The sequence below is a fragment of the Winogradskyella sp. SM1960 genome (assembly GCF_020179375.1).
GTDB lineage: Bacteria > Bacteroidota > Bacteroidia > Flavobacteriales > Flavobacteriaceae > Winogradskyella > Winogradskyella marina.
Genome location: NZ_JAICBG010000002.1, coordinates 60,819 through 72,971 on the forward strand (window position 1 = coordinate 60,819; position 12,153 = coordinate 72,971).

The window sequence follows — 12,153 nt, forward strand, 5'->3', positions numbered from 1 at the left end:
CATAGATTTGTAAAACTTAATTAATACTATTTTGAAAAATTTAATACGCATTGGTCTCGTTGTCCTTCTCATTTTTTTATTGAGCGTTACACTAAAGGCATAAGAGTCGTTTGTAAAACTTAGAAAAACAGAAAGAGTCGAACAAACAGTTTGATTCACAGATTAAATACTTCAAAAAATATTTGTTCTTAAGAGTGAAAACATCATTTTGTCGTCTTAATTATAGATTAAATATTTACGTCGTGTCGATTTAAACGATTCAATCCCATCTGTCCACGTTGCTTTAATTTCGGCTTCACTTAAACCAGCTTCAATTTGTTTTTGCAATGTTGCAGTTCCTGCATGTGTAGTAAAATTATTGGTGTTAAATACTTTAGTCTTATCGGTTGCATTATTATACGCATCGATAACATATTTTAAAGTGAATTTACGCTCAGCGTTCACCTCAGATAAATCAACACCATAACACGTTTCATTTTTATGTTTTGGGTGTTTAGATCCAAAATTAGCTACAGGTGTATAATTAAAAGAATAATGATTCTTATCTAAAAACGGAGCTCCATAACGCTGAAATTGAAATTCAGTACCTCTTCCAGCATTGATATTGGTCCCTTCAAACAAACCTAAACTTGGATACAACACAATAGATTGGTCGTTTGGTAAATTTGGAGAAGGTCTTATGGCTAAACTGTAAGTACTGTTATGATTGTAATTTTTCATTTCAATTATAGTAATATCACAAGTAATGCCGTTAATTAACCACGCTTCTCCATTAATCATTTTTGCATATTCTCCAATCGTCATTCCATGTACTAACGGAATAGGATGCATGCCTAAAAAAGAACTGTGTTGTTTTTCTAAAACAGGACCATCAATATAATTTCCATTAGGATTAGGACGATCTAATATGATAAGTGGAATATTTTGTTCCGCACAAGCTTCCATCACATGATGTAATGTAGAAATATAGGTGTAAAAACGGACACCAACATCTTGTATATCAAAAATCATAATATCTACATCTTCAAGTTGTGCTTTCGAAGGTTTTTTATTTCTACCATGAAGCGATAAAAGAGCTAAACCTGTTTTAGTGTCTTTGCCATCTTTTACCAATTCGCCAGCATCTGCAGTGCCTCTAAAGCCGTGCTCTGGTGCAAATACTTTTTTTAAGTTTACATCCAAACTCACTAAGGTATCTACTAAATGGGTATGACCTTCAGCTTTAAATACCACACTAGTTTGGTTAGCAACTACAGCAACACGCTTTCCTTTTAATAAGGGTAAATATTGTGAGGTTCTATTAGCTGCAACAGTAATTGTTTGATCTATTTCGCTTGTGTCCTGTTGTGTGTTAGAAGTGTCATTAACAGCTAAAGTCTCGTGCTTTGTGTTTTCAGGGTCTTGCCTAACACTATTTTTACATGAAAATGTTACAGCGGAAATCCCAATAATTATAGAGAATAAAACTGTATTTTTGAAAACCTTTAAAAGCATAATAATTGTGAATTTTGAGTTATTTATAGCTAAACGCATAATAGGCAATAAAACGTATAAAAGTAGTGTTTCGGCACCAATAATTAAAATTGGTATCGCGGCAATTGCTATTGGAATTATTGTAATGCTTATTGCTATTGCCACAGGAATTGGCTTGCAGCAAAAAATTAGAGATAAAGTTGTGGCTTTTAATGGTCATGTAGAAATTACAAATTACGATACCAATGCCTCTGATGAGTCGCAAGTGCCGATTTCTATAAATCAAGAGTTTTATCCAAATTTTAATGATGTTCAAGGAATAAAACACATTCAAGGTGTTGCTCAGAAGTTTGCGATTATTAGAACGGAAACTGATTTTGAAGGCGTCATTGTAAAAGGAGTAGGAGCCGATTATAATTGGGATTATTTTAAAGAATTTTTAGTTGAAGGCCGACTTCCAGATTATACAAAAGATAGAAACGAAGACATTTTAATCTCCAGTTATTTAGCCAATCGCTTAGGGTTTAAAATAGGAGACACATTTCAAACCTTATTCGGCAACCCATTAAATGATAGACCACGTATTATTAATTATGAAATTGTAGGAGTTTACAATTCAGGATTTCAAGAGCTTGATGAAAAATTTTGTATTGCAGACATCAGACACATTCAACGTATTAATAAGTGGGAATCAGATCAAATAGGGAGTTTTGAAGTTTTTATTGATGATTTTTCTCAGATAGAAGAAAAAACTATTGAGATTTATAAAACCGTTCCATCATTGATGAATGCCACCTCGATTACTAGAAAACACTATACCATTTTCGAATGGATTAAGATTTTTGATAATAATACTTACGGAATCATTGCTATTATGATTATTGTTGCTGGTATCAATATGATTACGGCATTGTTGGTCTTAATTTTAGAGCGTACTAGCATGATTGGCATTCTTAAAGCGCTAGGAAGTTCTAATTGGACGATTAGAAAAGTGTTTCTCTACAACGCCTCTTATTTAATAGGATTAGGTTTACTTTGGGGAAATGCTATCGGTTTAGGTTTGTTGTTTGCTCAGAAATATTTAAAGCTATTTCCGTTAAATCCAGATACCTATTACGTGAATAATGCACCTGTTTACATTAGTTGGGATTATATCTTTATCTTAAATATTGGCACATTCATAGCTTGTTTATTAATGTTATTAATTCCTTCAGTCATTATTTCTAAAATCTCACCAGTAAAGGCAATTCGATTTGATTAAAAAGCCCCTTTGAGTTATTTTATTCATTGTCGGTAAATCATTTTTATTCCTTAAAGGGAAAAAAGGGGTTCAGTTTTTTACCGATGCTTGTTTGAGCTTTTTAGCCGTTGCAATTTTTCACGCATTTTTTAAATTAATAGTATTCAGTTTGTAGTTTAAAATAATCTCTCCGCGAATCTCCGTGTCAACTTCGCACACCTCCGCGTAAAATATTTAGCATTCCAACTTTGCGTCTCTGCGTCTTCGCGAGCATTTTTTTGATTTATAGAATTCATATTGTAGTTTAAAACAATCTCTCCGTGAATCTCCGTGTCAACTTCGCACACCTCCGCGTAAAATATTTAGCATTCCAACTTTGCGTCTCTGCGTCTTCGTGAGCATTTTTTTAATTTATAAAATTCATATTGTAGTTTAAAACAATCTCTCAGTGAATCTCTGTGCATTCTCCGTGCAAATCTGCGTAACATTTTTTAGCATTCCAACTTTGCGTCTTAGCGAGCATCTCAATTTAAGTATAAGTCTATAATTTTAAAACAATCTCTCCGCGAATCTCCGTGCCAACTTAGCATCGCAGCATATCTTTGTGTCGTCTTTGTGGAACTCTGCGTTATAACTCACAGTAATCTGAATTTAACTTTTCATGTGTTTTGATAACACAACATTTAACGTAACTTTGCACCGCAAAATAAAACTATGAATTACGTAGAAAATATATTAGGTACAATAGGAAATACTCCATTAGTGAAAATGAATAAACTAGTGGAAGACTTACCATGTTTAGTACTCGCAAAATACGAAACCTTCAATCCTGGCAACTCTGTAAAAGACCGAATGGCCTTAAAAATGATTGAAGATGCAGAAGCCGATGGTCGCTTAAAACCAGGTGGTACAATTATTGAAGGGACATCAGGAAACACAGGAATGGGGTTAGCCTTGGCAGCTATTGTAAAAGGTTACAAATGTATTTTTGTAATGGCAGACAAGCAATCAAAAGAAAAGGTGGACATTATGCGCGCCGTTGGAGCAGAAGTTATTGTATGTCCAACAGATGTAGAGCCTACAGATCCACGTAGTTATTATTCAGTATCAAAGCGTTTAGGAGAAGAAACACCAAATTCTTGGTATGTCAATCAATATGATAATCCAAGTAATACAAAAGCGCACTACGAAAGTACAGGTCCTGAAATTTGGGAACAAACCGATGGTAAGATTACACACTTCGTTGTTGGTGTTGGAACAGGAGGAACGATTTCTGGAGTTGGTAAATATCTAAAAGAACAAAACCCGAATATTAAAGTTTGGGGAGTGGATACCTATGGTTCGGTATTTAAAAAATATCATGAAACCGGAATCTTCGATGAAAACGAAATTTACCCTTATGTAACCGAAGGCATTGGTGAAGATATTTTACCTAAAAATGTGGACTTTAGTTTAATCGATGGGTTTACAAAAGTAACCGATAAAGACGCTTGTGTTTATACGCAACGCTTAGCTAAGGAAGAAGGGATGTTTTTAGGAAACTCAGCAGGTTCTGCCATAAAAGGAGTTTTGCAATTAAAGGAGCATTTTAAGCCAGATGATGTGGTTGTGGTGTTATTTCACGATCATGGAAGTCGTTATGTAGGTAAAATGTTTAATGACGATTGGATGCGTGAGAAAGGTTATATTGAATAGCTAAATTCCTGCGAAGGCAGGAATCTTAATAATTGAAAAAAGCAAAATCCTGATTAGTAGTCAGGATTTTTTGTTTGCATTAATGACTATAATATGTATATCAATATCAATATACATTATGTAGATTATTTATTAAAAAAGAAACACCACTCAAGTTATTAATTGTAACAATTAAAACTCTTCCGAAGGCTATTGATTCAAAAACCTTTGAGGTCTAGTTAGTTTTTTAATTGAATTTATTGTTAAGACCTTATTCAAAACCTCAATATTTTAAAAAATTAATAAATCTTTAATCTCAATTCTCTATATTTAGTACATGCAAGAAGACTTCCTTCATTACATCTGGAAACACAAAGCCTTCGATTCATCGTCACTAAAAACAACAAAAGATGAAGCGATTAGCATTGCTAATTTAGGACAACATAACCATAATGCTGGTCCAGATTTCTTCAACGCACAATTAAGTATTGCAAATCAACTTTGGGCTGGTAATGTAGAGATTCATATAAAATCGTCCGATTGGTATGTGCATAATCATGAAATTGATAAAGCCTACGATAACGTCATTCTTCACGTGGTTTGGGAACACGATACCGAAATTTTCAGAAAAGATAATTCTGAAATTCCAACATTAGAATTAAAACATTACGTTGATAACAGCTTAATTCATTCGTATCAAGAGTTAATGCAATCTAAATCTTGGATTAATTGTGAAGCTGATTTCCATAGCGTCGATGATTTTTTACTCAACAATTGGTTAGAGCGATTATATATTGAACGTTTAGAGCACAAATCTGAAACAATAAATCAATTATTAAAAGATTCTAATAACGATTGGGAAGCTGTGCTCTTTAAAATGCTACTTAAGAATTTTGGACTTAAAGTAAATGGTGATCGTTTTTTAAGTTTAGCAAACTCGTTTGATTTTTCAATCATTAGAAAATTACAAAACGATGTTTTAAATGTCGAAGCTTTGTTTTTTGGACAATCGGGTTTATTAGCAGAAAACACTATTGAAGATGCTTATTTTAATGACCTCAAACGGCGTTATGCTTTTCTAAAACAAAAATTTGATCTCGATAATCGTGCCGTTTTACCATTGCAATTTTTTAGGTTACGACCGCCAAATTTTCCAACGATACGTTTATCGCAATTTGCAAATGTATATACGTCAGAATCAAATTTGTTTTCAAAAGTAATGCAGTTAAATACACGCGATGAGTTTTATAAATTCTTTAATAAAGGTGTCACAGCGTTTTGGAAGACGCATTATACCTTTGCGAAAACTTCAAAATCGTCTCAAAAAATATTAACCAAACCTTTTATCGACTTGCTAATCATTAATACACTTATTCCTTTAAAATTTAGCTATGCTAAAGCTCATGGCAAACCTGTTGAAGATTCCGTTTTTCAGCTTATAAAAGAAATTAAAATAGAGAGTAATAGTATTGTTTCTAAATTTTTAGAGTTGAAACCAATAGAGAAAACTGCATTAAGCTCCCAAGCATTATTGCAGCTAAAACAACACTACTGCGATAAAAATAAGTGCTTACAATGTGCCATTGGCAATAGCTTAATAGTGAAAAATTGAGTAAATTGCACTTTGATCTATCCATAACTAAATTTTTACTTTTAAAAATTTTGTTGTGGATGTGCTACTGCAAAAAACAACAGTTATAAACATGAAGTGGTTCTACAATCTCTTATTATATTTTCAAAAACGCGGCTATTACGTATGTCAACGTATAGCTGATCGATTGGGTATAAGAGCTAAAGTGGTAAGAACCTCTTTTATATACTTAACATTTGTTACGGTTGGCTTTGGTTTTGCTCTGTATTTGTTTTTAGCCTTTTGGATGCGCATTAAGGATTTAGTGTATACAAAACGCTCTTCAGTTTTCGATTTGTAGCCTTAAATTGAAAAAAAAGTTAACGGCAAGTTGAATTTTAGTCTAAAAATAGTTGTTTAAAATTGGTTATAAAAGATAATAAAATTGAATTCTGAATACAAAATTGAATAACCAATTGCACTCATTTTATAGGTTGTTACTTTATTCACTCAATTTTTTTTTGCATCTTGTCACCTTTAAAACTAAAAATTAACTTAAAGACTAACTAATTTATTCCTCCCATGAAGAAATATCTTCTATCAATTCTTGCACTTTTATTACCGCTTATAAACTTTGCACAAGAAACAACTTCCGAAAAAATAGATACCATTTTTAAGGATTATACAGGTTGGTTTGTTGATGCAATTTTTTATGAAATTCCATTTTCAGAAACGTTTCAGATTCCTTGGGTTCTTATTGTGTTAATTGGAGGTGCGTTATACTTCACTTTTTATTTTAAATTCATCAATATTACAGGGTTTAGAATGGCGATTAAAGTGGTTAGAGGACAATTTGAAGATATTGAAAAACATGGAGCTGATACATTATATGGTGATTCAACACCAAATGAGGGAGAAGATATCATTGAAACAATACGAGACGATAGCGCTGAAGGAGAGGTGACGCATTTTCAGGCCTTAACAGCGGCATTATCAGCAACCGTAGGATTAGGAAATATTGCAGGTGTTGCCGTAGCACTATCTATTGGTGGTCCTGGAGCAACTTTCTGGATGATTGTTGCTGGTTTACTTGGTATGGCTTCAAAATTTGCAGAATGTACGCTTGGTGTAAAATATAGAGATGTAGGTGAAGATGGTACCGTTTATGGAGGACCAATGTACTACCTAACCAAAGGGTTAAAATCTAAAGGTATGGGGCGCTTTGGTAAAGTACTTGCTGTATTGTTTGCCATTTTTGTAATTGGTGGTTCTTTTGGCGGTGGAAATATGTTTCAAGCCAATCAGGCAGCGGCACAATTTGTAAAGCTTTTTGACTTTGATCCTAATTCTAATGCAGGTCTTTATTTTGGTCTTGTAATGGCTGCACTTGTAGCTGTTGTAATTATTGGTGGAATTAAGCGTATTGCTAAGGTTACTGAAAAAGTAGTGCCTTTTATGGCAGGAATTTATGTGTTAGCTTCTTTAATAATTTTAGGCGCTAATTTTAGTTTAATCGACGATGCTTTTGCATTAATCTATGAAGGTGCATTTTCTGGATTGGGTATTGCAGGTGGACTAGTTGGTGTAATGATTCAAGGTATTAGAAGAGGAGCATTTTCTAACGAAGCTGGTGTTGGTTCGGCAGCAATTGCACACTCTGCAGTACGTACAAAATATCCAGCGTCTGAAGGAATTGTAGCATTATTAGAACCTTTTGTAGATACTGTTGTAATTTGTACAATGACAGCATTAGTGATTGTAATTACCAATTTTGATGGAGGCTTTATGGAGTATGGAGTTGAAGTTAAGGAAGGTGTAGAAATTACGGCAACAGCGTTTGATTCTGTAATTCCACACTTCTCAATTATATTAACTATCGCAGTCATATTATTTGCATTTTCAACAATGATTTCTTGGTCGTATTACGGTATGCAAGGTTGGGTGTTTTTATTCGGAAAAGGAAAAGGATCAGATTTAGCTTATAAAATATTATTCTTATTCTTTGTTGTGGTAGGAGCTTCAATTAGTCTTGGTGCAGTAATTAATTTCTCTGATGCCATGATTTTTGCAATGGTAGTGCCTAATATTATTGGTGTGGTTATATTATCACCAATTATTAAAAAGGAATTAAAGAAATACTACAAAGCGATTAATGTTAAGGAAGATGCGATTGAAGATGGAGCAGATGATTTAAATGAAATTTTATAAATAAACAATTTGAAATATGAAATCCCATTTCCAGTTTTCTAATAAACAACGGAATGGGATTTTTTTGTTATTGGCTATTATTATCATTTTGCAATGTGTGTATTGGTTTATGCCTAACATTTTTGCAAGTACTAATGATAAACGTCATGAAAATCAAAAGGAAGTTAATGCCTTTAAAAACGAATTAGATTCACTCCGTTTAGTTGAAATAGAAAATAGGAAACCAAAAATATATCCTTTTAATCCAAATTATATAACCGATTATAAAGGATATACTTTAGGAATGACGAATGAGGAGATTGATAGACTTCATAAGTTTAGAGAATCAAACCAGTGGGTTAACTCTGCGGAGGATTTTCAGAAGGTAACTAAAATATCAGATTCACTTTTAGCTGAAGTGTCACCATATTTCAAGTTTCCAGATTGGGTGACTAACCCAAAACCGAAGCCTCAAAAATACAGCAATTCGTTTTCAAACTCAAAGACACCAAAAACCTTCAATCAAAAGATAGACTTAAATAAAGCGACGGCAATTCAATTAAAAAAAGTTTATGGAGTAGGAGAAAAACTATCGGAACGAATTGTGACGTATCGTAATAAATTTAAAGGTGGTTTTATTGCCGATATTCAATTAAGTGAAATCTACGGTTTGTCTCCAGAAGTTATTGAACGTATCAAAAATGACTTCACCGTAAAAACGCCAAGACCAATAAAAAAATTTAATCTTAATACGGCTACTAGAGACGAACTGGTCACTATTCAATACATAGACTATGAAATAGCACATCATATTATTGAAGAACGAACATTAAGAGATGGCTTTAAATCTTTAGAAGAATTAACAAAAGTTGAAGATTTTCCTGTTAAAAAATTCAAGATTATTAAGTTATATTTGCATCTCTAAAAAAAACACTAATCTATGTCTAATTTATATTTTACGGAAGAGCACAATTTATTTCGAGAAAGTCTTCGGGATTTCTTAAAAAAAGAAGTCGTGCCACATATTGATGAATGGGAAGAAACAGGTCATATAGAACGTTTCATCTGGAAGAAGTTTGGTGATATGGGCTATTTTGGTTTGGCTACACCTGAAGCTTATGGTGGACTAGATTTAGACTTATTTTATACCGTGATTTTTCTTGAAGAGATGCAACGCATCAACTCTGGTGGTTTTGCCGCAGCAATGTGGGCACATGCATATTTAGCAATGACGCATCTTAATAAGGAAGGTAACCATGAGCAAAAAGAAAAATATCTAACACCAAGTGCTTTAGGTGACGCTATAGGTTGTCTCTGTATTACGGAACCATTTGGAGGAAGTGATGTTGCCGGAATGCGTACAACAGCTGTTAAAAAAGGTGATACCTATATTATAAATGGTTCTAAAACGTTTATAACAAATGGTGTTTATAGCGATTATTTGGTAGTTGCTGCTAAAACAAACCCAGAATTAGGAAATAAAGGGATTAGTATTTTTGTAATGGATAGAGATACACCAGGTATTTCCGCTACTAAATTAGATAAATTAGGTTGGAGAGCATCAGATACAGGTGAAATTGCTTTTGATAATGTAGAAATTCCTGCGTCTAATTTAATGGGCGAAGAAGGCCAAGGTTTTCCTTATATTATGCAACATTTCTCATTAGAGCGTTTAATAATGGGAGTCAATTCACATGCAAGAGCAGAATACGCTTTAGAGTATGCTAAACAATACATGTCTGAAAGAACAGCATTTGGTAGAACTATAGATAAATTCCAAGCCTTAAGGCATACGTATGCAGATTGCGAAACACAAATGGAAATTTGTAAGCAATTCAATTACTACGTTGCTAAACGTCTAGATATGGGAGATTACGTTGTAAAAGAAGCGACGATGTCTAAATTACAATCAACAAAAATGGCAGACGATGTTATTTATCAATGTCTTCAGTTTTTAGGAGGTTACGGCTATATGGAAGAATATCCAATGGCACGTTTGGCAAGAGATAGTCGTTTAGGACCTATTGGAGGCGGAACTTCTGAAATACTGAAAGAAATTATCGCTAAAATGGTAATTGATAATAAAGATTACAAGCCCGCTACATAGTTTGCCAAATTACCATTTTAGCGAAAATAGTTTTTTATGGCGCTAAAATGGTAATTGATAATAAAGATTACAAGCCGGCTACATAGTTGGTTAAATTACCGTTTTAGCGAAAATAGTTTTTTATGGCGCTAAAATGGTAATTGATAATAAAGATTACAAGCCCGCTACATAGTTTGTTAAATTACCATTTTAGCGAAAATAGTTTTTTATAGCGCTAAAATGGTAATTGATAATAAGAATTATCAACCAGCGACATAATAGTATAATTGTAACGATATTAAATATAATCTTGCTATTCGGCAGGATTTTTTTTGTTCTTTTTCAATATTAGTTCAAGTTAATGGTTATATTTAAAACACATCAAACTAATGCCATGCACCTTAAATCATTTTCAGATTATTTATTGTTAGAAAAATCGTACTCCAAGCACACGGTATTAGCTTACACAAGAGATATTGAAAATTTTCAAAGCTTTTTAAATAAATACCACAACTCTGAAGATTTGGCACAAGTTGGTTACTCCGAAATACGACAATGGATTGTGACACTCGTTGATCGTAAAATTTCTAACCGAACCATTAATAGAAAGGTATCATCACTAAATACCTATTATAAATTTTTATTAAAAACAGAGGATATTGAAGTAAACCCTCTTAAAAAACATAAAGCTTTAAAAGTAGGGAAGAAAGTTCAACTTCCGTTTTCAGAACAAGAATTAAAATCCGTATTAGAAGATGCAATTCATATCGAAGATTTTGAAAGTGCCAGAAATTATCTCATTATAGAACTGTTTTACGCTACAGGAATTAGACGTATTGAACTTGTAAATTTAAAATTGTCTGATATCGATATTAAAAACAATCAAATAAAAGTTTTAGGAAAGCGTAATAAAGAAAGGTATATACCATTAATAGAATCACTATCTAAGTCCGTAAGTCGTTATTTAGATTATCGACAGAATTTACCTATAATAGAGGACAAGGAGATGTTATTTTTAACCCAAAAAGGTCTTAAAATTTACGAAAAGCTTGTTTACAGAATAATAAATAAGTATTTTAGTATGGCATCAACGAAAGCAAAATGCAGCCCTCATGTGTTAAGACATTCGTTTGCAACGCACTTACTAAACCAAGGTGCAGATTTAAATGCCATAAAAGAACTACTCGGACATACTAGCTTAGCTGCGACTCAAGTGTATACACACAACAGTATTGCCGAATTAAAAAAAGTGCATGCCAAAGCACATCCAAGAAATCAACGTTAAGCCTAGCTTAATATTTATAAATCTGTGTTAGATTAATTATCTAGCACTTTTGTTTAACTTAAAATAAACTAAATGAAAGTAAACACACAATCCGTTAATTTTACGGCCGACGGTAAACTAATTGACTTTATTCAAAGACGAATGGATAAGTTAGATATGTTTTATGATAAAATAATTCAATCCGATGTATATTTAAAAGTTCAAAACACAAGCGACAAAGAGAATAAAATCTTTGAAGCTAAAGTAAGCGTACCAGGTGATAGCTTTGTAGTTAAGAAGCAATGTAAAACTTTTGAGGAAGGAACTGACGCGGCAATTGCGTCTCTTGAAAGACAAATAAAAAAGCGAAAAGAAAAATTAAGAGCACATAGTTGAAATTTTTTTCAAAAAATGTTTTGATTAAAAAAATAAAGTCTTACATTTGCAGTCCGTTAGAAATAGCGGACTTTTTTATGGTCAGTTTTTGAGCGTAAAAATGTAAGAAAAGCCGATGTAGCTCAGCTGGCTAGAGCAGCTGATTTGTAATCAGCAGGTCGTGGGTTCGAGTCCCTCCATCGGCTCTTTAAAAGTTTGTTTTCTCAGCTTGAAGAAAATAGGTTTTTAATAATTGAAATATTGAATTTTTGGGGAGATACTCA

The 12,153-nt window shown here is 32.9% G+C and carries 10 protein-coding genes and 1 tRNA gene; 10 read left to right on the plus strand and 1 reads right to left on the minus strand.

The annotated features are described in order from the left end of the window. Positions 1-216: 216 nt before the first annotated feature. Complete coding sequence (locus K1X16_RS06280; RefSeq protein WP_225035457.1) at positions 217-1,494, minus strand: exo-beta-N-acetylmuramidase NamZ domain-containing protein; 1,278 nt, start codon at positions 1,492-1,494, stop codon at positions 217-219. A 7-nt stretch (positions 1,495-1,501) separates the two neighbouring features. On the opposite strand from K1X16_RS06280, the gene K1X16_RS06285 reads away from it, so the two are divergent. From K1X16_RS06285 to K1X16_RS06330, 10 genes are all read left to right on the plus strand, one after another. After that, positions 1,502-2,734 carry an ABC transporter permease gene (locus K1X16_RS06285; RefSeq protein ID WP_225035458.1) on the plus strand — a complete coding sequence of 411 codons (1,233 nt, stop codon included), beginning with the start codon at positions 1,502-1,504 and terminating at the stop codon, positions 2,732-2,734. A gap of 693 nt (positions 2,735-3,427) precedes the next feature. Beyond that, on the plus strand, positions 3,428-4,408 hold the full coding sequence (locus K1X16_RS06290; protein WP_225035459.1) for a PLP-dependent cysteine synthase family protein: 981 nt from the start codon (positions 3,428-3,430) through the stop codon (positions 4,406-4,408). A gap of 316 nt (positions 4,409-4,724) precedes the next feature. Next, the gene (locus K1X16_RS06295; protein WP_225035460.1) at positions 4,725-5,999 is read left to right on the plus strand and encodes a DUF2851 family protein; all 1,275 of its coding nucleotides are present in this window, start codon (positions 4,725-4,727) and stop codon (positions 5,997-5,999) included. A 91-nt stretch (positions 6,000-6,090) separates the two neighbouring features. After that, a complete protein-coding gene (locus K1X16_RS06300; protein WP_195872732.1) occupies positions 6,091-6,318 on the plus strand; it encodes a PspC domain-containing protein in 228 nt (75 codons plus the stop codon). Between the two features lie 221 nt (positions 6,319-6,539). Then, positions 6,540-8,165 carry an alanine/glycine:cation symporter family protein gene (locus tag K1X16_RS06305; RefSeq protein ID WP_195872731.1) on the plus strand — a complete coding sequence of 542 codons (1,626 nt, stop codon included), beginning with the start codon at positions 6,540-6,542 and terminating at the stop codon, positions 8,163-8,165. 16 nt (positions 8,166-8,181) lie between these two features. Further along, the gene (locus tag K1X16_RS06310; RefSeq protein ID WP_225035461.1) at positions 8,182-9,069 is read left to right on the plus strand and encodes a ComEA family DNA-binding protein; all 888 of its coding nucleotides are present in this window, start codon (positions 8,182-8,184) and stop codon (positions 9,067-9,069) included. 15 nt (positions 9,070-9,084) lie between these two features. Then, positions 9,085-10,251 (plus strand): acyl-CoA dehydrogenase family protein, encoded by a 1,167-nt coding sequence (locus K1X16_RS06315; RefSeq protein ID WP_225035462.1) that lies wholly within the window; start codon positions 9,085-9,087, stop codon positions 10,249-10,251. A gap of 373 nt (positions 10,252-10,624) precedes the next feature. After that, positions 10,625-11,515, plus strand: a complete 891-nt coding sequence (locus K1X16_RS06320) for a tyrosine-type recombinase/integrase (RefSeq protein ID WP_225035820.1) — start codon at positions 10,625-10,627, stop codon at positions 11,513-11,515. A 72-nt stretch (positions 11,516-11,587) separates the two neighbouring features. Continuing rightward, a complete protein-coding gene (gene hpf, locus K1X16_RS06325) occupies positions 11,588-11,890 on the plus strand; it encodes a ribosome hibernation-promoting factor, HPF/YfiA family (RefSeq protein ID WP_195872728.1) in 303 nt (100 codons plus the stop codon). 111 nt (positions 11,891-12,001) lie between these two features. Further along, positions 12,002-12,075 (plus strand) — tRNA-Thr (locus K1X16_RS06330). Positions 12,076-12,153: the final 78 nt, after the last annotated feature.

Coding starts and splice junctions, on each gene's coding strand:
- K1X16_RS06280 (WP_225035457.1), bottom strand. CDS start 1,494: ATGCTTTTAAAGGTTTTCAAAAATACAGTTTTATTCTCTATAATTATT.
- K1X16_RS06300 (WP_195872732.1), top strand. CDS start 6,091: ATGAAGTGGTTCTACAATCTCTTATTATATTTTCAAAAACGCGGCTAT.
- K1X16_RS06290 (WP_225035459.1), top strand. CDS start 3,428: ATGAATTACGTAGAAAATATATTAGGTACAATAGGAAATACTCCATTA.
- K1X16_RS06310 (WP_225035461.1), top strand. CDS start 8,182: ATGAAATCCCATTTCCAGTTTTCTAATAAACAACGGAATGGGATTTTT.
- K1X16_RS06305 (WP_195872731.1), top strand. CDS start 6,540: ATGAAGAAATATCTTCTATCAATTCTTGCACTTTTATTACCGCTTATA.
- K1X16_RS06315 (WP_225035462.1), top strand. CDS start 9,085: ATGTCTAATTTATATTTTACGGAAGAGCACAATTTATTTCGAGAAAGT.
- hpf (WP_195872728.1), top strand. CDS start 11,588: ATGAAAGTAAACACACAATCCGTTAATTTTACGGCCGACGGTAAACTA.
- K1X16_RS06320 (WP_225035820.1), top strand. CDS start 10,625: ATGCACCTTAAATCATTTTCAGATTATTTATTGTTAGAAAAATCGTAC.
- K1X16_RS06295 (WP_225035460.1), top strand. CDS start 4,725: ATGCAAGAAGACTTCCTTCATTACATCTGGAAACACAAAGCCTTCGAT.